The organism is Rhodococcus sp. GB-02 (assembly GCF_053470465.1).
This window is the reverse complement of the sequence record NZ_JBPUKE010000003.1, coordinates 635,597-655,196: the sequence shown is the minus strand read 5'-3', so window position 1 is coordinate 655,196 and position 19,600 is coordinate 635,597. Positions and strand designations below refer to the sequence as shown.

Genomic DNA, 19,600 nt, shown 5'->3' with positions numbered 1-19,600 from the left:
TAGAAAGAACTGGGGTTGATTCGACTGCTCGTCAGTCTTTGAGGAGCCAGACGGCACCTTGAACGGTCGGCTCGAGTCGCCAGCCCGGTTCGACGAGGTAGGTGGTGCTTTCCGTCGTCACGATTGCCGGACCGGCGATAACGTATGCGTGATTGAGAGCGGACTCGTCGTAGACCGGGGTCTGAACCGGCTCGTTGATGTCGGTGAAGTGCACTTTCCGATTGGTCACCGGCGCCGGGACCGCGCGCTTGCCGCCGGTGTCGATGGAATCGAATTTGACCACGTCGCCGTTGATGTAGGAGGCGACGCGCAAGGTTTGTACGCGAACTCCGGCTTCGGGAGCCTGGGTACCCTCGCCGTAGCGCTGGCCGAAGATCTCGGCGAAAGTCTTGATCAGGTACAGGACGTCGGCGACACCGTTGACTCGGTTGATGTCGAAGGACACGGCAGTGGTGACCAACTGATTGCCGTAACGCATGTCCATCTCGAGTCGGTACTTGACGTCGTCACGGTTGTAGCCTTGACGGACAAGATCTTCGGTGCCCTTGTTCTCGAGCTCAGAGATGTAGGAGTTGAGTTGCTCGTACTGATTGTAGAGAGTTCGCTCGCGTGGCTCGTAGAGAACGATGTAGGCACTTCGTTCATGGATGTGGAGCGGCTTCATGTTGCCCGCGCCCAGTGCGGAGAAAACCGAGGCGAACGGGGGGAAGAGAATCTTGTTGATGCCGGCCTTGGCGGCGATTCCGCACGCGTGCAACGGGCCGTTGCCTCCGTAGGCGAGCATGGTGTAGTCCTCGACAAGACCGCCCCGTGAGCGCAGTTCCTTCTCGATACCGATAGCCATCTGCTCGTCGACGGTGCGTTTGATCACCTTCGCGACATCTACGGCCTCCAGATCGAGTTCGTCGGAAAGGTTTTCGTCGATCGCATAGACGGAACGCTTCTTGTTGAGTGCGATGTAGCCGTTGGCATAGTTGTCGGGATCGAGGTATCCGAGCACTAGGTCTGCGTCCGTGACCGTGACCTGCAGGCCGCCGCGGTCGTAGCATGCTGGGCCGGGGTCCGAGCCTGCCGATTCGGGTCCGATCTGCACCGAATTGTGGATCCGGTTGTACGTCGCGATGGAGCCTCCGCCAGCGCCGAGGGTGTTGAGGTGGATCATCGGAACCGAGACCAGCCAGCGGCCGATGGTCGGTTGGAAATCGTAGTGACGAACTCCGCCTTCGGGGACTAGACCGATATCGAAGGATGTTCCGCCCATGTCCATCGATACGACGTCGCCGATGCCAGTGGTCTCCGCTAGGTGTTGAGCCCCTCCGACTCCCGCAATCGGACCCGAGTGAATGGTCTGCAACGCATCGGTCGAGTTCGGCTGGGCCATGCCGCCGGAATTGTGAATGACTAGCATCGGCTTTTCATAGCCGGAATCACGCAGATTGCTCGACAACTGATTGAGTGCGTGGAACATCGTCGCATGCAGGAAAGCATCGACAATTGTCGATGTTGCCCGGACGTACTCGCCTTTTCGGCCGGAAACCTGACTGCTGAGCAGCACCGGGATTGCTCCGAGTTGGTGCGTGGGGTATTCATCGAGGATGATCTCGAGGATCTGCTGCTCGTGGGCCGAGTTCTCGGTAGCGTTCGTCAGTGCCACGACAATGGCTTCGGCACCGTTATCCACCAACTCGCGCACCTGCTGACGAACATCGTCGACCATCAACGGGACCAGGATTTCGCCGACGGTGTCGACTCGTTCCTTGACCGATCGCACCAGATGACGCGGTACCAGAGGATCGGGGCGTTGGGCGTCCGCCATATCGCCCTGCTTGACGCCGTCGAGGCCTTCGCCGTAGCCGCGACCACGGGAAAGGTGGATCGTATCTTCGAATCCGTGTGTAACCAGGGCGGCGACTTTGGGGCCCTTGCCCTCGATGAGTGCGTTGGTGCCCAACGTGGTGGCGTAACGGACCGAATCGACCTCGCGGAGAGCGTCGCTGCGGCTCACTCCGGCGCGCGAGCACGCCAAGTCCAGTGCTTCATTGAAGCCGAGGGCCAGGTTGTGGTGGGTGGTCAGAGCCTTCGCTTCGACGTAGATGTCGTCCCAAACAAAGAAGCAGTCGCTGAATGTTCCACCGATATCAACGGAAATGCGTTTCATGACAGTAAATCTCCTTCGATCCGGTCTCAGTGCTGGGCGTGTGAGTGGGAGTGCGAATGCCGTGTTCGCGGCTCGGCGATCGCATTCTCGCCGGGCCCGTAGTTGACGAGGGTTTCCGGATCGCCCTCACGCTCGGCCCATTGCTTCTTGAGTGCGTCGATGTCCCAGATCATGTCGACGGTTGGCGGGTGTCCGGGCGGGGTGTACTCGGTTTCGATCTGTGTTCCGCAACCGGGGCAATAGAATTCGAGGATCCGGCAGAACAGCGGATCCGGCGCGAAGGTGTACTCGTATTTCTCCGGATCGAGAATCGACGGGTGAATGTCGCGGGGATCGCGGTCGTAGACCAGCGTGCCTTCTTTGTAGTTCCCTCGGGCATTGCCCAGATCGTGCTGGCAGACCCGGCAGAGCCACCGCTCGGAGTCGAGATCTATTGCAAGATATTCGGTCATGGGGATACGCATGATGTTCGCTACCTTCGTGTCGAGAAATATCGATGTGTTGGTTCGAGAAGAGATCGCGTACCGATTACGCGGTGTCGGTCAAGATGAGGTCGCCGGAGTTGGAGATTTCCAGCTCCCAGCCGGCGGGGACCTGAGCGGTGAAGAACTGTCCCTCCACGACGGCCGGACCGGATGCCACCGCACCGGCAGCCTGCTGGTCGAGCTGGTAGACCGGCAGATCCTCGACTGATGTCGCCGAGGTGCGGACCGATCGCGTCGCGGTCGAAACCGCCGGAGACTTCTTCTCTGGTGATCCGCCCTTGATCATCGAGTGCGGAAGCTCGCGCGTCGCCTTCAACGCCAGGATGGTTTTGCTCCCAGCTGCCGAGCTGACGTCGAGATCGCTGTCGAACTCGGCCCGGGTCGCGGTGCCGTCGGCATCCTCGACCAGCGATGCCCATTCCAACGAACAATCCGCTATGTCGTATCCCTCTTGGAACATGTCACGTGTTGCGCGCAAACGTAATTCGTCTATCGCTGCAGTGATTTGCTCGGGGGTGCAGTCGGTGATGTTGGCTTCGTAGGACTGGGCGATATCGGAGAAACTGATACCGAATGCGGAGAACACGGCGGCGAGTTTCGGGACCAGCACCCGCCGGACTCCGGCGATTCGTGCGGCATCACACGCACTCATGGGCCCGCCACCGCCGAATGCGGCGACCGTTGTCGTCTCCGGGCTTTCGACGGAAGAGGCAAATGATTCCGACACCTTCGCCGCGTAGGCGGCGGCCATTTCGATCAGTGCTTCTTCAACGGTGATTCCCAGTGGTTCGGCGATGCTCTCGCTGATGACCGCCCGGGAGCGTTGCGCGTCGAGGTACATTTCACCGTCGAGGTACGTGTCGGGATCGAGAACGCCCAGCAGCAAATTGACGTCGGTGATGGTCGCCTTCTTGCCACCGAAACCGAAGCACGCGGGGCCGGGGGCCGCTCCGACGCTTTCCGGGCCGACCACGATCTTGCCGTCCTCGACCGCGATGATGGAACTGCCGCCCACACCGGCGGACTTGACGTCACTGAGTTCGTAGGAGACCGGAACGCCGTTGATCCGGCCGCGGCGCTCGGTCGCGATGGTGTAATTCTTGACCGTTCCGACATCGGTGGTGGTTCCGCCCACGTCGATCATGAGCACATGGGGGAGGCCGTACGCTTCGGCGAGCGCGCGGGTTCCTTCGAGACCTCCACGCGGGCCGGAGGAATAGGTCTTGAGCGCCACGGATTTTGCGACGCGGGACGAGGCTCCGTCGTTGCGGTAGATGAGCAGGGGGTTCTTGATCTTGTAGCTGCGTAGCCGGCGTTCGGTGCTGTAGAGGAAACGCTCCACTGTGGGGTGGAGGAACGAGTTGATGATTCCTGACCAAATTCGGCGTGATCGCAATTCGTCGGAGGAGAATTCCCAGCTGAACAGAACGGGGACGGAACCGAGCAGATGGCGTGGGAAGCTCTCGAGGATGATCCGCTTGAAGAGTGCCTCACGGTCCTTGGACTTCGCGGCGAGGATCAGTCGTTCGGCACCTGCCGTGGTCAACCTGTTGATTTCCGCCACCAATGTAACGGTCAAGGCGTCGCCGACAAGTTCGTCCGATACCACCGAGCTACGCGGCCCGATCACGTCGTCGAAGAGTGATTCGGACTCTGTGTTGGTGCGAAGTTCGTCCACGATCGCAACATCGTCGACGATCAATCCGAGACGAGGCCCTTTCCTCTCCACGAGGGCATTGGTGCCTTGCGTCGAGGAATATCTGATGTGCTGAGTCGAATGCAGCAGACCTGCAAGGTTCTGCTCGCCATAGATGACCGAGGACACCTTGGTCATACCGTCGAACAGACACTGGGACAGATCGACCGGAGTGGTGAGTGTCTTCGTGAATGCGAATTCGGATCCACTGCCGACGCAGATGTCGGTCAAGGTTCCGCCGTTGTCGATGTTGATCAAACGCTCCACCGAGGCTCCTAGCATTGTCGAGAATGAATGAAACTAAAGTGATGGGCATCACTTCGATTGCGAACAGGGGAAAGCATCACATCGAGAGCGAGGGGGTGGAGTGTCCGACCTTGGGACACTCCACACCACCGCCTCCGGGTGTTTCCTGAATGCACGGATCACCCCGGGCAGGTGCGTAGCAGCGGTGGCGATTTAGCAGGTTGGAAACATGGAGGACGCAATGATGGGGATCGTCGACGACACGGACGGTGATGGCCGAAAGCGTGTGAGCCCCGGCAACCGGGACGCCCGATTGGGAGGGACAGACGAGTTCGTCGCTGCGTCCTGGCTCCGATCGCAAGCCGCCGGAGTTTCCCCCGAGGGCGGCGATATCCGGTACATCGGAGATGTCGACGTCGCATCGCGTCTGGTTCATTACGCCCAGCCTGTGCTCGAAAAGCTCATCGAATACACCGAGGATGTGCCGTTGAGCGTCGCGGTCTCGGACAACAAGGGGCGAGTGCTCTCCAGGCTTGACACCAACTCCACTATCGGCGCACTGGTCGACACCATCTCGCTGGCTCCGGGTTTCAGTTATGCCGAGAGTGAGGTCGGAACCAACGGAGTTGGAACTGTCCTCGAATCAGGGCGTTCAGTCCACATTGTCGGGGCGGCGCACTTTCACGAGCGATTCCAAAAGTATTCGTGTTCAGGCGCCCCGATTCGAGACCCACTGTCAGGCCATATCGAGGGTGTACTCGATTTGACCTGCCTGGTCGAGCACTCGACCCCACTGCTTCACAGTTTCGTTCGTTCCGCCGCATCGACGATCGAAACCGCATTGCTCAACGATCGAGAACTGAACCAACGTATCCTCTTCAATGCCTTCTCGAAAATGGAAGCAAAATCTCGCTCGCCACTGCTTGTTGCAGGAAAGAACGTCCTGATCTCTACCAGCAAAGCGCAGAAGCTCCTCGACGCCGCCGAACAAAGAATAATCGTCCAACATGCGCTGTATCTCGCGGAGCGGGCGACAAAAGCCACTGAAGAAATCGAGCTTTCTCCGCAGCGAATAGTCAAAATACGAACCACTCGAATTTCATCAGGAAAGTCTGTTGTCGGCGTCGGAGTGTCGATTTTGGATTTAACTACACTTGACGTAACTGTTCGCGAAACAGTCGCTGTAACGGTTCCTCAATTCAATGTGGTCAACGATTCATCGATGTGTGCTGGCCGAAATTCTGTTTCTGAACCATGCACTGAATTATCTTCGGTTTGGAAGAGTGTCACATCTTCAGTGAGAGATGTGGTGGAAAGAAAAGAGAGTGTCACTCTCATTGGCGAACGAGGAGTGGGAAAAGAAAAACTGATCAGGGACATGGTTCGTGAAGTGCATCCAGACGTTACTTTTATCGGCATCGAGCCAGGATTCCTTGCGAACGACGTGAAAACGTGCGCCAGTTCTGATGGGAGCAGAACCGTGTATCTTATTCTGCGGCATCCGGAACGGTTGACAGCTGACGAGATTCTTCTTATCAAAGAGGTGCTGTCCGAATTGAATTCACAGGAAAATCTTGTTGGAGTGGCGGCCATAGTCACAGAAGCGGAAAGTTCTGGGTCGAAAGAGAATCATTTTCATCGATCATTTCGTGGTATTTTCGGTCGATCAATACAGGTCCCACCGCTGCGGCATCGCACGAACGACCTTCCTTACCTTGCGCGGCACACGCTGAGTGAAATATCCGGTAACGGTGTCTCGGAGATAAGTAGCGACGCGCTCGAGAAACTATCCGCCTATTCTTGGCCGGGTAACATAACTGAACTACGCAATGTGCTTTTAAAGTGTCTGTCGAAAAAACCTTCTGGGATGATAGAGATGGAAGATCTTCCCACTTCCATTTGCCTGTCATCGATTCATGCTTCTGGAATTCTAGAACATGTGGAACGGGAGGCTATAGTAAAAAGCCTGGAAGAGAACGATGGAAACAGGATGCGCGCAGCAAAGAGTCTTGGAATTGCTCGATCATCCCTGTATCGAAAAATGAAAATGTACAAAATATGAAACGAGATACTTGTACGCTGAAGCCCACCTTTTATTATATTGCAAATATGGAAAATGAAGTAGGGTTGCGGGAAGCTGATGCATTTACCCCTGATTTTACGTTGCGAGATCAGTCTTCAAGAAAGGTGACGACACGGTCGATGCTGCGACGTATGGTCGCGCTGGCATACGTTGCCGCCTGGAACCAATGCCGGTAACCCCAGTGAGCTCAGGTGCGGCCCGCGTCCGTTTTCGGGCCCGAGCACTGGAGCGGTGAAGTGTTCACGATCGCGGCGGCATCGCTGATCCGAGGTGTCGACGAATCGGTATCGCCGGCAGTGGTGTCGATCAACAATCTCTCGGAGCGCTCACCGATGGCATGCTCGCTATCGAAGTTTCTGGCGCGACAAGTGTGCATTGATCGCCCAAGCAGGAGATAGCGAAATCTATTCTTTGGCAACGTATTTCACTTTCAGTGCCTGGTGTTACTGAACGGTTAGTTCGAGTCCCGCCGGGTCATGCTGCCGGAGTGGAGTGCCCACTGGCCGCGGTCGGTGACGCGGAGGCGATGCAGATGGAGCAACCGACGAAGACCCCACCAACAGCTACGGCATTGAACGCGTACGCGATCGAGTTCGCCTCGTATCCTCACAGATTACGCGGAGAAGGATGTGGCAAAGGCTGAAGGTGCGCGATGGGATCTGTCGGCCAAGCGTTGGTACGCGCCCCGAGTTGAGATGGCTGGTCTGTCGCGAATCACTGCACCTACTGCGCCTAGATGGCGCGATCGGATTGCCGCATGGTGTCGCGTACAGCATGGTCGTGCAGACGGCGACTCCCGCCGCCCGTTGACGAAAGGGCGCTGCGAACGGGCCGATCGCGATGGTCCCCATCGTCGCGAGCGCGCGGCGGTGGCTCGACGGTCGAGAGCTGTCGGACTGCGTCGATGACACACCGGTCCAGATACAGCGATGTCACCGGATGCAGAGCATCGCCGCGGTTGATAGCGCGGATCGCGGCGATGACCTGGTCGTGATCGGCCCCTTTGGCCGCAGCGATCCTGATGGGTCGACACCAGCGGCCACTCGCGGTCCTGGCCGCGGTGATCGGCGTCGTCGCAGTGAGTGTGCCACTCGGACTGGAGAAGGTGACGGGAAATGTTCAACCCCCGGCTTGTTCGGCTCTTCATGAGTGAACTTGTGGTCCATGAGATCGCTCGCGGCGGGGCTGATGTTGTGGCCGAACACGTGTGTTTCGCGGAAGTCCTTTCGCGTCAAAAACTTTCACGAGCGCGATGTTCCCATGGCAAACGCCAGGGAACGCGGGCGGATCACGAGTCTGCGGACAGCCCGGTGTTATTGCTGGTGCGGTGAGCCCGGGCGTAGGCGGATGGGGTGGTGCCGAAGACACTTCGGAACGCTGTGATGAATCCGCTAGTGGTGCTGTATCCGGTGCCGGCGGCTATGGTAGCCACCGACTTTCCGGCGGCGAGCGCTTCGAGGGTGGAGTGTATGCGAGCTCGCGTTCGCCATTGCGTGTAAGAGAGTCCGGTCTCGGCGGAGAAGGCACGCATTAGTGTTTTCGTGCTGACGCCGGTTTCGTGTGCCCACTGCTGCAGGGTTCGGCTGTCTGCGGGGTTGTCGAGGATCGCGGCTGCGATGGCTCGTGCGCGCCGATCGAGGGGGAGCGCGAGAATGTCCTCGCGTTCGGGGGCGTGTTCGAGTACCCCGAAGAGTGTCTGAACGCATTGTTCACGATGTTTGTCGCTGACCGTGGTCTCGGTGAGGTAAGTCAGCAATTCGGTCGCCAGTGGGTGTGCGGTGACGACAACCGGACGTTGCCAGCGCTGTCCACCAGGTGAAAGGCCGGGATGAACGTACGCGCTGACGAGCGTGCCGGCGGTCATAATTGTCATCTCGTGTACGAGGTAGCTCGGTAGCCAGATCATGTGTTCGGGATGCAGGTGCAGTCGCCGGTTGTCGACGTCGATCTGCATGCGGCCCTGGCGCATCCATGCGATCTGATGCTCGCGGTGTCGGTGGGCACCGAACGAGGTCACCGTGTCGACGTTGTGCTCGAATACATGGAAATTATCAATAGTCCTTTTCGGCGTATTCATTGTCTCTGAACTCGCCCTTTCCGTAGTGAGATACCTCCAATGAGACAGACCTTGTGTCTTGTCGGGAGCATCTGTGTCTCCTTCGAGGCATAGCGCCAATGGCATGGCAAGGCTAACCTCAAGCTGCCGCGGCGGGGTTGTCGACGGGCTGTTCAGGCATTCGCTTTCCTACAAACATTGAGGACTCAACACATGTTCGGCGTTCATCAGGGACGATTCGCGCTGCGAGGCTTACGCGAAAAAGGACTCGCCTTCGCGGCGGTAGGAATGGCGTTGTCCGTCGTGGCGGGATGCGGTTCCGCACCAGTGGAGACGGATCAGGCAATCGATCTGACATCCGATCCAGCAGCATGCGCGGACGGCGACGCCACGCCCGCGATCGATCGAGCATCCGGGCCGTTCACCTTCACCGACGGTCGCGGACGCACCATCGCGCTGGATCGTCAACCCGAGCGCATCATCGCCGATGAGGAATCTGCGGCAGCGCTCTACTCGTACGGCATCAAGCCGATCGCGATCTGGTCCACCACCCCGATGGACAAGAGCCCGATCCTGCAGTGCCTGGACCTGACAGGGGTGCAGTCGGTGGGCGAGGCCTGGGGGTCGATCAGCGTCGAATCTGTACTCGCATTGGTTCCTGATTTGATTGTCGGAGAATATAATCCGCGATTCGAGCAATTCGGTAAGCTGACAACAAAAGGCGACACCACGAAGTCGGATGTCCTCGACAGCGCCGCCCCCACCCTCGGTGTCACGCTCGAGACGACGTCGACCGAAAAAACCATCGACAACTACCAAGAATTGGCTCGAGCGCTCGGTGTGAACATCGATGGTGGCCGTCTGGCAGAAATCAAAGCCGACTTCGAGGCGGCAGTGGAGAATTTCCGGCGGGTCGCAGCCGACAAGAAGGACGTGATCGGGATGGGTATCTGGCCGCTCGATGTTGCCTACGTCCTGGACCCGACGGCAGATCCAGACTTCAGTGACTACGTCAGCTGGGGACTGGCGATGTACCGGCCGGAAGCCACGGACGACGGTTACTGGAAAAAAATTTCTTGGGAGAACATCACCACCGTCGACGCGGATTTGATGTTCGTCTACCACGACGTCGCGAACGCGGCCGATGTCCAGCTGTCCGAACTCTCCGACCAGTACCCCACTTTCGGCACCCTCTCGGGTGTCGACGCCGGACAGATGGTGCTCTGGGACTACGGCGCCAACAAGAGCTACCCGCGCTACACCAAAACCATCAATGCGTTCGCTGATGCTCTGAGCAAGTCAGAACCAGTGATCCCCGCCGACCAGTAACGCCGCACAAGCTCGATGTGGTCGTCCCTGTCCAGAATCTGGGCGGGGACCGCATCACCGATAAAGGAGGAGTCGCGAAAGGTGCCCGATCCAGCGCCCTGCGACGACGCAGCCCGTAACGCGACACCTCTGCTCAGTGAGCTGAAACGACGGGGAGCTCGCCAACAAGTGTTGCACTACTGCGACATTGAGCTACTCAAGAAGAACTTTCGTGCGTTGATGGAGGCATGCAAAAGTGTCTTCGATGGTTGCGGTCGATCAGCGGACGCCGTAGTGGCGCATGGCGTCAGAGACCCGACGTCGGCCCGTTCGGGCGGTCAATCCCAGGGCTGTCGACGCGGATTCCATCGTCATTCCCGAGTTCATCAGTCGCAGGATGGGATCCCACGGGTGCTCCCAGGTGTGGTTGTGTCCGGTGACGGGTACCGCCTCTTCCCAGAGACGGTGGTAGATCCAGGTCATGAGTTCCGCGAGCGCCGGGGACTGGATGGACATGACGCTGCTGGGCCAGGCTTCTCCCCAGGTGAACGGGATGCCGATGCTCGAGTGGTCGAGCACCCAGAAGAAGCTCGGCAGGTTCGAGTGCATCCGAACCTGGGAGCCCGCGTTGATTTCGTGCGCGATCTGGTTGCGCCCCAACTCGGTATTCGCATCGACGGTGCTGACCAACAGGCGGATGTCGTGGTCGGGTCCGGAGTTGTCGTCCCAGTACGAGCCGTAGTCGGCATCGCGCAGGACCTTGTACAGGGGTGCGTTGTCGGGCATGCAGGCGTAGGAGGTGCGGGGCTTGGAGCGTGCGGCCTGCAACCGGTACATGTCCGGGGCGGCAAACGGGCCGTGCATCACGTCGATGGGCAGTCCGTGGACGTCGGTGTCGCCGTGCTCCCAGGCTCGAAGGAGCTTCGGAAGAGTTCGGAGCATTCCCTGGGTTTCGGCGATGCTCGTCTCGAGATCGTGCGATGACTGTACGCGGATACTTACCTAGCGATCAGGCTAGTGTCCTGCGCCGGTATTAAGCTTCCGATATGGCTCTTGGAAACGGGTTGGTCGCTCGCATCGAGCGGACCGTGGACTTCTACGGTCCCGGCCGTCCGATTCCGGCAGACGAGATTCACGCGCGATTGCACGCGCTCGACATCGCCCCGGACAAAGACTTCACCGAGTTCGTGGGACGTTGGGGTGGATGCTTCGTGGGCGTGTCAGTGCACGCATGGGACAACGCCGAGCTTATCGGTCGTGAGACATGCATCGAGCTGACCATTGAGGCGCGTGACGCATACGGTGCCCTCATCGACGGGGTGGTGTTCGCTGACGACGGGTCGGGGAATCCGATCTGGATCGCTGCGGACGGAAGCGTGTGCTTGGTCGACCATGACAACGGGAGCACAGTTGTCCGACTGGCTGCCAGTTTCCGCACGCTGTTGGAGGAGAACGTCGACGACTGACTTCGTGGCAAGGGTTCAATTCCAACGAGCGCACAGCCTAGAAAATGTTCTGGTAACCACAACTTGGGCAGGTGATGTAGGCATCTGCGTTGTCACGGTCTTCCCAGGCCGCGGTGAAATAGCCACTTTTCATGGGCGTGTCGCAGCCCGTGCAGCGACGCTCGGTTTGTGGACCTTGCTCTGAGAGCAAGCGCTGGTCGAGACGATGAAGGTCGTAGATTCGCTCGGGTGAGGACGAGCGGGAACAGCAGGGGCACCGTTGGTGTTCCCGCCCCACCGGCATCATCCTGTGGCGTGCGAGAATCACTTATCGACTGCATTTGGGAATCGACTTTCGGAACGACCTGGTCGAGCCTCGGTTAGAGCCAACTTGCGACTCCTTGGTCAGGAGGCACGCGCTGGAAGCGCCAGGAGTGTGCCATCGCTGCGCTTCTTGATCTCGATTACAACATCAGCGCTCGGGGAGCTTGCGCGGTGAGCGGGGGCGAGTGCATGCAGACGGTATGACGTTTCCAGCAGGCTGTCGACCTGCTTCCTGGTCATCACCTTGCCGATGAGCCGTTTAGGTGAGCGCAATTCGAGCGCAGACAGCCGTCGCAGGACGTTCTCCACCCGGCCTTCCAGGACGGCGACCCGGTGCTGGTCGTCTCGGAGACTCCGTACGAAGTTCTCGAAGGGATTGGCCTCATTGCTTTGGCCGACCTCAACGCCCTGCAGAATGACAACCCGGCGCTTGAGCGCGATCGCGAGCGCAGCCAACTATAGATGGGCGCGAAACTCACCGCCGTCGCCCGTGACTCCGGGGAATGCCACTTCCATACCCTCATTTTCGAGCTCGAGGCAGCAAGTCGAATCGCGAACATCGCCGCTCAGTTCGTGTGCTCACCATGAGAGATCGAGCGCATGGTCGTTGTGGGTACTTGACGGAAAGGGCTTTGAGCTGCTCGGAGGGTTTGAACGATTTCGATTCGCGTTGCTTCCGTCGCCCTGCTTGCATCGCGCTTTCGCAATTCTGCGCGTCGTTTGGCTTGTTCCGAGCGCCGAAGGCGATCATGTTCGAGCCTTTGTTCCGTCGGCGAGATGGCAGTTCAATCTAGTTGGGTCGTTCGCCAGCGCAGGAAAGCGCTTGGTCGTGGGATGTGGTTGGGCCAGGTCCAGCCTCGTTGTTTGGTGTCTGTGGTGAGTTGGTGTGCGATGTCGCGGCCGGTCCATCGGGTGGTGTCGATTCCGGTTTGTTGGAGGGCGTCGCAGATTGTTCCGATGTGGCCGGCTGGTTTCAATGCTGTTGCGTGAGCGATGAGTTCGGCTGCTGCGCGTTGGAGGTGGAGGGGTCGGGGAGTGGTTGTTGGTTGGTGTGGTGTCTTGCCCGCGTGTGCTTGTGTGCGCGTTGGTGAGATCTTGAAAGCAAGAGCTTTAAGTGCAAATCCCCCCGGAGGGGGATAGGGGGTCACGGTGGCTGGATTGTGGATGGTTCCGTGTGGTGGTTTTGGATCGGTATGCGTTGGTGCGCAGTGTGGCTCTGGAGGGTTTTCTGGGTTTTGTGGAGGGAGGGGTGACGGTCGTGGCTACCGGGCGGGGTGTGGTGAGCGTCCAGGTGGAGGCTGCACGGAGTTGGCGGTGGCCGTGGTGTGATTCTGCGGCCATAGCTTCCAGCCGACTGAGGTAGCGACCGCGAGCGAGTTCTACTGCGACTCCGAGTGCGGTGAGGACTCGTCGGGCGCGTTTGGCGGTGGAGGTGCTCACTCCTGCACGGTGGGCGATGGTCTCGCGTGAGGCGGTCACTGAGCTTCCGGTTGCGCTTTAGGCGAGGGAGGCGTGGATGACGGAGACGGCGAAAACAGTTTCGGTGCTGATGGTGTGTTTTGTGCAGAGTGTCGTGCCGGAGGGGGAGTTGAGGAGGGTGCGGACTTGGTGTTGCCAGTGTGTGCGGCTGGTCCAGTTGGGGGTACGGCTGTAGGTGCCGTCGGGGATGGGGAGGGACCAGGAGTTTCCGCGTTGGTTGCTTGCACGGTTGAGTGTTTCGATGCGGGTGACGTTTTCGGTGGCTTGTTGTACGGCGTGTGCCCATTCGTCGTCGGAGATCCCCGACATCGACGCGAGGAGTGCCCACATTGATCCATCGCTGAACTTGGCAGTTCGAATCGAGTTCGGCGACGCGATCGTCAGAGCCTCTGTCGCCGATTGTGTACATCCCGATTGTTGTGGCGGTGAGTCCGGACAGCTCGGAAAGGCCGCATCGGTGGGTGTGCACAGAGCGTCGAAGCCGCGGAGATCGATGGTTCGCCGAAGGAATGTGCGTGCAGGAGGGGATACTCGACTCACCGGAGATCGGCGACAACGAGCAGGAAGTGACGAAGCGATGGCGAAGAGTGATCCCGAAAAGCAAGGCGCAGACTCCCCGTCTCAGTTGATCGACAAGCGAATCGAGGAACTCGGAGACTGGCGGGGCGAGACGCTCTCGCGGATACGTACCCTGATCAAAGAGGTGGATCCGGATGTAGTGGAGGAATGGAAGTGGCGGGGAGTCCCTGTGTGGTACCACGCCGGAATGATCTGCACCGGTGAGACTTACAAGAGCGCAGTCAAGGTGACTTTTGCCAAAGGCGCATCACTCGAGGACACCTCAGGCCTCTTCAACTCCAGCCTCGAGGGCAATACGAGGCGGGCGATCGACTTTCACGAGGGTGAAGCCGTCAACGAAAAGGCGTTCAAGGCACTCGTTCACGCCGCGATTGCCTTGAACACCTCGAAAAAGTGACTCCCTGTCAGAGCTGATGCTCAGCGAGGTCGAACGCGCTGAGTAGCGTGCGGAATTTTGTACTGGTCTCTCGCAGTTCGGTTTCAGGATCGGAAGTAGCGACGATGCCGCCGCCGGCGTACGCCCGCGCGGACAGACCGTCTGCGGCGATCTCGGCGCAACGAATGGCTACCATCCACTCGCCGTCTCCGGTGCGGTCGCACCAGCCGACCGCACCGGCATAGAACCCGCGATCGCCCTCGGTTGCGGTGATGTGCTCACGTGCAGCGTCCGTTGGTGTTCCGCAGACAGCGGGAGTCGGGTGCAGTGCCATTGCCAGTTCGAGAGAGGTCAGGCTCGGGTCGGTCAGGACACCTTCGATCTTGGTCCCGAGGTGCCACAGTTGCGGTGTCCGAAGCAGTTCCGGAGCACTGGGTGCAGTGAATGACGTGCACAGCGGTCCGAGTATTGTGCTGATGGAATCGACGACAAAAGCGTGTTCGGTGAGATCTTTGGTCGAAGCGCGGAGTTGCTCGGCATTCGCCTCGTCCTGATCCGAATTCGGTTGCCGTGCAATCGAGCCCGCCAACGGGTGGCAGGTGACGATGTCGCCTCGCCGCTCGATCAGGACCTCGGGTGTCGAGCCGACCAGCGAACGTCCGCGGTACCCGCCACCGGCGGGGGACAGGTCGACGCAGAAGCCGTTGTGCGCGTGGTCGAGTGCAATCAGTTTCTCGGCCAGAGCGGAGGGGGAGATCGCAGCCTCGGCTTCGATGGTCAGTGAGCGTGCGAGGACAACTTTGTCGAGCTCGCCTGCTCGGAGACGGGCGATGGCGCTGCGGACCCTGTCGGTGTGGATCTGCGGGCTCGGTTCGAATCCGGCTACCCGCGAAGAGGGGAGTGCCGGAACGTTCGAGTGATATAGATCACCGCGGACACGCGTGAAACTCAGCGGCGCAGTAAGGGCGGACGGTGTCTCCGGGGAGAACGGCAGGGCGCCGACGACCGAGTCGATGCGCCCCGTTTTGAGGGCTTCAGCCGCGTCGAAGGCTGAGTCGAATTCTTCGACTACTCCCGAAGTGCGGATTGACGTTTCCCTACGTGAGAGCAGGAAAACGGAGTCCGTTCCATCGTCAGTCCGGTTGTTGCGCAACGGGAATTCGGATACTTCGGCGAGTGCTGACATGGACACCCTTCCAGTTCGACAGTTTGCTTGTTATGTTGAGGCTAGCCTTAGTTCGGGTGAAATTGTGTCGTGAACGTCTGGGTTGTGTACTTCCGTGCCGTTATGGTTAGGCTGGCCTAAAATCAAGGCGTGCGGACGGGGTCGACACGAGGGTGGGTTGGCTCGATCTGAGCGCGTCGACCACTACTCGAGGAGACCGATGAGCAACACCGTGGACCGTGACCAGATCGTGCGCGACGTCGCCGAGGTTCTGTCGATGAGGGCAGAACAACTCGGCGACGACGCGGACCTGGGTGACGAAGGACTGGACTCGGTTCGCTTGATGACGCTCGTCGAACGGTGGCGGGGAGCGGGCGCGGATGCCGACTTCGCGGAGTTGGCAGAAGAGCCCACGATCAGTGCCTGGGTTCAGGTCCTGTGCCCGCAGTGAGCGAGTGCCGAATCGCCGTGGTCACCGGTGCTGCGGCGGGGATCGGCGCCGCAGTAGCCCGTACCCTTGCGTGCGACGGTTATTCGCTGGCGCTTCTCGATCGCGACAACGTCGAATTGAAGCGGGTAGCCGCGGAAATGGCAGAAACCATCGCCGATAGCGCCTCGATCGAGTCCCACGTCGTGGACGTGACCGACCGGCAAGCAGTCGATGCAGCAGTTGCCTCCACGATAGACAGGTTCGGCCGGATCGACGCGCTCGCGCACGTCGCCGGAATACTCGACACCGGATCGGTGCTGGACTCTGATCCCGATCAGTGGCGGAAGATCTTTGGCGTCAACGTCTTCGGTTTGCTCAACGTGCTGCAAAGTGTGGGACTGGAAATGCGTCGTCAGCGGACCGGGTCGATCGTGGTGGTCTCGTCGAACGCGGCCGGTGTCCCACGTATCGGGATGGGTGCTTACGGTTCGTCCAAAGCTGCTGCCACCATGTTGGTTCGAACCACTGGACTGGAGTTGGCCGCCGACGGGATTCGTGTCAACGTGGTCGCTCCTGGGTCCACCGACACCGCAATGCAGCGTTCGTTGTGGTCGGACCCCACCGACGATTCGGGTGCCGACGCGGTCATCGAAGGCAATCTTGCGAACTATCGCCTGGGCATTCCGCTCGGAAAACTGGCCACCGCCGACGATATCGCGGACTCGGTGCACTTCCTGCTGTCCGACCGGGCGGCCCACATCACCATGCAGGCGCTGTACGTCGATGGTGGAGCGACGCTCAAAGCGTGAGACGTATTTGCTGACAGTACTTTCGAACAGGAGTCACTTGCATGACCTCGAGGATCGCTCGCGAGCCCTTGGCACCCGTCGCACAGTATCCACCCGATTTGGTGACGCATTATCGGGAACGAGGCTATTGGACTGACGAGACGCTGGCCGGATTCGTCACGGCCGCGGCCGCACGGCATCCCGACAACGAAGCGGTGGTCGGCAGCGATGCCTCTGGCACACAGACACGGCTGACGTACTCCGACCTCGATCGTCGCAGCTCGGCCGTGGCCGGAGGCCTGTCCGGCTTGGGTGTTCGCGCCGGTGACCGGGTGCTTCTGCAGCTGCCGAACATCGTGGAATACGTCGAAGCATTGTTCGGTGTGCTGAAGCTCGGCGCCCTGCCGGTATTCGGGTTGCCGGCGCATCGCCGAACCGAAATCGGATACTTCTGCCAGTTCGCTGATGTCGCTGCCTATATCGTCGCCGACCGGCATGGCGGGTTCGACTACCGCGCGCTGGCGCGTGAGGTGAACGAAGGCCTCGAGACTCCGCCTGTTGTGATCGTGGCCGGTGACCCCGAAGAGTTTGTCGGTTTCGATTCGCTGCGCGGATACGAGGTTTCCGTCCTTGCCGATGTCGATCCGTTGTCGGTCGCCTTTCTTCAGCTTTCCGGTGGCACGACCGGTGTTCCGAAGCTGATTCCGCGAACGCACGCCGACTACCTCTACTCGGTGCGGGCATCCAACCCGATCTGCGGCGTCGACGACTCGACGCGCATGTTGGTGGTTCTTCCTGCAGCGCATAATTTTCCGATGAGTTCGCCGGGCATCCTGGGTGTTTTCCACGCGGGCGGCTCCGTCGTTCTAGCGCCGGACACCATGCCCTCCACAGCTTTCGGTCTGATCGAATCAGAGCGAATCACGCACGCTTCTTTGGTACCACCGATCGCGTTGGCCTGGATGGCAGCCCCCAGCAAGGCAGATCACGATCTGTCGAGCTTGCGGGTTCTCGGCGTTGGCGGAGCGAAGTTCAGCGCCGAAGCCGCTGCGCGGGTACCCACGGAGCTGGGCTGCACCCTCCAGCAGGTGTTCGGGATGGCCGAGGGGCTGGTTAACTACACCCGCCTCGACGACACACAAGAATTGATCGTCAGCACGCAGGGCCGGCCCATTTCACCCGACGACGAGGTTCGTGTGGTCGACGACGAGGGCACTCTCGTCGAGCCCGGAACCACGGGGCACTTACTGACGCGGGGGCCGTACACGATCCGTGGCTACTACCGGGCGGAAGCGCACAATGCCGAGGTCTTCGACGCCGAAGGTTTCTATCGCACCGGCGATCTGGTCAGCGTCACCGACACGGGTCACCTGATAGTCGAGGGTCGCGCAAAGGACCAGATCAACCGCGGCGGCGAGAAGGTGGCCGCCGAGGAGATCGAGAACCACCTGCTCTCGCATCCTGCTGTCCACGATGCGGCCGTCGTCGCTGTTCCCGACGAGTACCTGGGCGAGCGAACCTGCGCCGTTCTGGTGATTTTGGGAGAAGTGCCGACTGTCGGCGAGATCAAGCGATACATACGAGGCCGAGGCGTTGCGGCGTACAAGGTTCCGGATCGAGTGGAGTTCGTGACCGAGTTCCCCGTCACCGGCGTCGGAAAGACCAGCAAGGCGGCCTTGCGCCGTGTTCTCAGCGAATCGATTGCGGCGCAGACTCTGTCGAGTTGATCGGTTACCACCCCACATTTTCGAGGAGATTCATCATGGCGCTACCCACAGCAGTCCGATACGAGATGCCCACCGAGTTTCCGCAGAATCGGGTCGACTGGACTCTTGATCCTTCCCGAGCGGTGCTGCTTCTGCACGACATGCAGGAATATTTCGTGAACGCGTACGACCGAAGCGTCGACCCGCTCCAAACCGTGGTTCCGAATATCGACCGGCTTCGTTCGTCGGCGCGAGCTGCCGGAATCCCGATCGTCTACACCGCGCAACCCGGTGATCAGGATCCCGAGGAGCGTGCGTTGCTGTCGGATTTCTGGGGACCGGGACTGAAGGCAGATCCCGCTCACACCGACGTGATCGCCGAGTTGGCTCCGCATCCGGACGACGTGATGCTCACAAAATGGCGCTACAGCGCCTTCATCAAAACGGATCTGCGTGAGCGGCTGCGCGAGAGTGGGCGTGACCAGCTGATCATCACCGGAATCTATGCCCACATCGGTTGCCTGACTACCGCTTTGGACGGGTTCATGCAAGACGTGCAGATCTTCTTCGTGGGCGACGCGGTGGCCGACTTCTCCCTGGACGAGCATGTCGGTGCCCTCGAGTACGCAGCCGGGCGCTGCGCCTCGGTCACCCGAACCGATGACCTGGTCAAGGCGATGAGCGCGGAAACGGTTTCGGCGTAGTCGTGAACGGCGACGGGGTGATAATCGTCGCCGTATTGTCAGGTGCGTGAAGACATTGTTGGTGGTTCACCACTCGCCCTCGCCGACAACCCACGAATTGTTGGATGCAGTCCTTGCCGGTGCTCGCGATCCGGAGATCGAGGGTGTGGAGGTGAAGGTGGTGCCGGCGTTGGCGGCGACGGTGCCCGACGTCCTTGCTGCTGACGGCTATCTTTTCGGTACCACCGCCAATTTCGGTTACATGTCGGGTGCGCTCAAGTACTTTTTCGACACCACGTACTACCAATGCCTCGGTGCGGTGTCGGATCGGCCGTACGGCCTGTGGGTTCACGGCAACAACGACACTGCTGGTGCCGCGTCGTCGGTGCGCAAACTCGCGACAGGGCTCGGGTTGGTCGCGGTGGCGGATCCGCTCGAAGTGACTGTCAGCGTGGATAAATCTGTCCGCGACGGTTGCTATGAACTGGGCGGAACCGTCGCAGCAACGCTGATGGACTAGCTTTCACATTCTCGTTTCGGTTCACGAAACAGAGTGTCCAGCAAGCGGTTGTAGCAGCGCGCGTCCTCTGGTG

Annotated in this window: 18 protein-coding genes; 10 read left to right on the top strand and 8 right to left on the bottom strand. The window is 59.9% G+C overall.

Annotated features, from left to right (window positions below; genetic code table 11):
* Window positions 1–31 precede the first annotated feature (31 nt).
* From ACSW29_RS23435 to ACSW29_RS23425, 3 genes are all read right to left on the bottom strand, one after another.
* Window positions 32–2,158, bottom strand: coding sequence for a hydantoinase/oxoprolinase family protein (locus ACSW29_RS23435; RefSeq protein ID WP_230817077.1), 2,127 nt, complete (start codon window positions 2,156–2,158; stop codon window positions 32–34).
* A gap of 26 nt (window positions 2,159–2,184) precedes the next feature.
* Window positions 2,185–2,622 carry an acetone carboxylase subunit gamma gene (locus ACSW29_RS23430; RefSeq protein ID WP_054831510.1) on the bottom strand — a complete coding sequence of 146 codons (438 nt, stop codon included), beginning with the start codon at window positions 2,620–2,622 and terminating at the stop codon, window positions 2,185–2,187.
* 64 nt (window positions 2,623–2,686) lie between these two features.
* The gene (locus ACSW29_RS23425) at window positions 2,687–4,606 is read right to left on the bottom strand and encodes a hydantoinase/oxoprolinase family protein (protein WP_230817078.1); all 1,920 of its coding nucleotides are present in this window, start codon (window positions 4,604–4,606) and stop codon (window positions 2,687–2,689) included.
* Between the two features lie 208 nt (window positions 4,607–4,814).
* On the opposite strand from ACSW29_RS23425, the gene ACSW29_RS23420 reads away from it, so the two are divergent.
* Window positions 4,815–6,647, top strand: a complete 1,833-nt coding sequence (locus ACSW29_RS23420; RefSeq protein WP_347872567.1) for a sigma-54-dependent Fis family transcriptional regulator — start codon at window positions 4,815–4,817, stop codon at window positions 6,645–6,647.
* A gap of 623 nt (window positions 6,648–7,270) precedes the next feature.
* The gene (locus tag ACSW29_RS23415; RefSeq protein WP_374228121.1) at window positions 7,271–7,576 is read left to right on the top strand and encodes a DUF5710 domain-containing protein; all 306 of its coding nucleotides are present in this window, start codon (window positions 7,271–7,273) and stop codon (window positions 7,574–7,576) included.
* A 380-nt stretch (window positions 7,577–7,956) separates the two neighbouring features.
* Here ACSW29_RS23415 and ACSW29_RS23410 read toward each other — a convergent pair whose 3' ends face one another.
* Window positions 7,957–8,685, bottom strand: coding sequence for a helix-turn-helix domain-containing protein (locus tag ACSW29_RS23410; protein ID WP_230817080.1), 729 nt, complete (start codon window positions 8,683–8,685; stop codon window positions 7,957–7,959).
* Window positions 8,686–8,937: 252 nt separating this feature from the next.
* On the opposite strand from ACSW29_RS23410, the gene ACSW29_RS23405 reads away from it, so the two are divergent.
* On the top strand, window positions 8,938–10,053 hold the full coding sequence (locus ACSW29_RS23405; RefSeq protein WP_230817081.1) for an ABC transporter substrate-binding protein: 1,116 nt from the start codon (window positions 8,938–8,940) through the stop codon (window positions 10,051–10,053).
* 258 nt (window positions 10,054–10,311) lie between these two features.
* Here the strand turns inward: ACSW29_RS23405 and ACSW29_RS23400 are convergent, their stop codons facing one another.
* Entirely contained in the window at window positions 10,312–10,974 is a 663-nt protein-coding gene (locus ACSW29_RS23400) for a hypothetical protein (RefSeq protein WP_448278412.1), read from the bottom strand.
* A gap of 104 nt (window positions 10,975–11,078) precedes the next feature.
* On the opposite strand from ACSW29_RS23400, the gene ACSW29_RS23395 reads away from it, so the two are divergent.
* Window positions 11,079–11,498 carry an SMI1/KNR4 family protein gene (locus tag ACSW29_RS23395; RefSeq protein ID WP_230817083.1) on the top strand — a complete coding sequence of 140 codons (420 nt, stop codon included), beginning with the start codon at window positions 11,079–11,081 and terminating at the stop codon, window positions 11,496–11,498.
* 384 nt (window positions 11,499–11,882) lie between these two features.
* On the opposite strand, the gene ACSW29_RS23390 is transcribed toward ACSW29_RS23395, so the two are convergent.
* Both ACSW29_RS23390 and ACSW29_RS23385 read right to left on the bottom strand, forming a co-directional pair.
* Window positions 11,883–12,257 (bottom strand): hypothetical protein, encoded by a 375-nt coding sequence (locus tag ACSW29_RS23390; RefSeq protein WP_448278411.1) that lies wholly within the window; start codon window positions 12,255–12,257, stop codon window positions 11,883–11,885.
* 1,041 nt (window positions 12,258–13,298) lie between these two features.
* Window positions 13,299–13,610, bottom strand: a complete 312-nt coding sequence (locus ACSW29_RS23385) for a hypothetical protein (protein WP_448278410.1) — start codon at window positions 13,608–13,610, stop codon at window positions 13,299–13,301.
* A gap of 247 nt (window positions 13,611–13,857) precedes the next feature.
* Here ACSW29_RS23385 and ACSW29_RS23380 point away from each other — a divergent pair, with 247 nt between their 5' ends.
* Window positions 13,858–14,256 carry a DUF1801 domain-containing protein gene (locus tag ACSW29_RS23380; RefSeq protein ID WP_448278409.1) on the top strand — a complete coding sequence of 133 codons (399 nt, stop codon included), beginning with the start codon at window positions 13,858–13,860 and terminating at the stop codon, window positions 14,254–14,256.
* 7 nt (window positions 14,257–14,263) lie between these two features.
* On the opposite strand, the gene ACSW29_RS23375 is transcribed toward ACSW29_RS23380, so the two are convergent.
* Window positions 14,264–15,421 (bottom strand): isochorismate synthase, encoded by a 1,158-nt coding sequence (locus ACSW29_RS23375; RefSeq protein WP_448278408.1) that lies wholly within the window; start codon window positions 15,419–15,421, stop codon window positions 14,264–14,266.
* Between the two features lie 199 nt (window positions 15,422–15,620).
* Between ACSW29_RS23375 and ACSW29_RS23370 the strand changes: the two genes are divergently transcribed.
* Genes ACSW29_RS23370 through ACSW29_RS23350 form a run of 5 tightly spaced genes read left to right on the top strand, consistent with a single transcriptional unit; the run spans window position 15,621 to window position 19,527 of the window.
* Window positions 15,621–15,851 carry a phosphopantetheine-binding protein gene (locus tag ACSW29_RS23370; RefSeq protein ID WP_230817087.1) on the top strand — a complete coding sequence of 77 codons (231 nt, stop codon included), beginning with the start codon at window positions 15,621–15,623 and terminating at the stop codon, window positions 15,849–15,851.
* Entirely contained in the window at window positions 15,839–16,639 is an 801-nt protein-coding gene (locus ACSW29_RS23365) for a 2,3-dihydro-2,3-dihydroxybenzoate dehydrogenase (RefSeq protein WP_448278407.1), read from the top strand. The genes ACSW29_RS23370 and ACSW29_RS23365 overlap by 13 nt, the downstream gene beginning before the upstream one ends.
* Window positions 16,640–16,680: 41 nt before the next feature.
* A complete protein-coding gene (locus tag ACSW29_RS23360) occupies window positions 16,681–18,345 on the top strand; it encodes a (2,3-dihydroxybenzoyl)adenylate synthase (protein ID WP_448278406.1) in 1,665 nt (554 codons plus the stop codon).
* A gap of 35 nt (window positions 18,346–18,380) precedes the next feature.
* Complete coding sequence (locus tag ACSW29_RS23355) at window positions 18,381–19,028, top strand: isochorismatase family protein (RefSeq protein ID WP_007735125.1); 648 nt, start codon at window positions 18,381–18,383, stop codon at window positions 19,026–19,028.
* A gap of 46 nt (window positions 19,029–19,074) precedes the next feature.
* Window positions 19,075–19,527, top strand: a complete 453-nt coding sequence (locus tag ACSW29_RS23350; RefSeq protein ID WP_230817090.1) for a flavodoxin family protein — start codon at window positions 19,075–19,077, stop codon at window positions 19,525–19,527.
* Window positions 19,528–19,600 lie beyond the last annotated feature (73 nt).

What these genes read in the sequence shown, in the direction of transcription:
- ACSW29_RS23435 (WP_230817077.1), bottom strand. Translation starts at nt 2,158, where the DNA reads ATGAAACGCATTTCCGTTGATATCGGTGGAACATTCAGCGACTGCTTC.
- ACSW29_RS23430 (WP_054831510.1), bottom strand. Translation starts at nt 2,622, where the DNA reads ATGCGTATCCCCATGACCGAATATCTTGCAATAGATCTCGACTCCGAG.
- ACSW29_RS23420 (WP_347872567.1), top strand. Translation starts at nt 4,815, where the DNA reads ATGGAGGACGCAATGATGGGGATCGTCGACGACACGGACGGTGATGGC.
- ACSW29_RS23405 (WP_230817081.1), top strand. Translation starts at nt 8,938, where the DNA reads ATGTTCGGCGTTCATCAGGGACGATTCGCGCTGCGAGGCTTACGCGAA.
- ACSW29_RS23400 (WP_448278412.1), bottom strand. Translation starts at nt 10,974, where the DNA reads ATGCTCCGAACTCTTCCGAAGCTCCTTCGAGCCTGGGAGCACGGCGAC.
- ACSW29_RS23395 (WP_230817083.1), top strand. Translation starts at nt 11,079, where the DNA reads ATGGCTCTTGGAAACGGGTTGGTCGCTCGCATCGAGCGGACCGTGGAC.
- ACSW29_RS23385 (WP_448278410.1), bottom strand. Translation starts at nt 13,610, where the DNA reads ATGTGGGCACTCCTCGCGTCGATGTCGGGGATCTCCGACGACGAATGG.
- ACSW29_RS23380 (WP_448278409.1), top strand. Translation starts at nt 13,858, where the DNA reads ATGGCGAAGAGTGATCCCGAAAAGCAAGGCGCAGACTCCCCGTCTCAG.
- ACSW29_RS23375 (WP_448278408.1), bottom strand. Translation starts at nt 15,421, where the DNA reads ATGTCAGCACTCGCCGAAGTATCCGAATTCCCGTTGCGCAACAACCGG.
- ACSW29_RS23370 (WP_230817087.1), top strand. Translation starts at nt 15,621, where the DNA reads ATGAGCAACACCGTGGACCGTGACCAGATCGTGCGCGACGTCGCCGAG.
- ACSW29_RS23360 (WP_448278406.1), top strand. Translation starts at nt 16,681, where the DNA reads ATGACCTCGAGGATCGCTCGCGAGCCCTTGGCACCCGTCGCACAGTAT.
- ACSW29_RS23355 (WP_007735125.1), top strand. Translation starts at nt 18,381, where the DNA reads ATGGCGCTACCCACAGCAGTCCGATACGAGATGCCCACCGAGTTTCCG.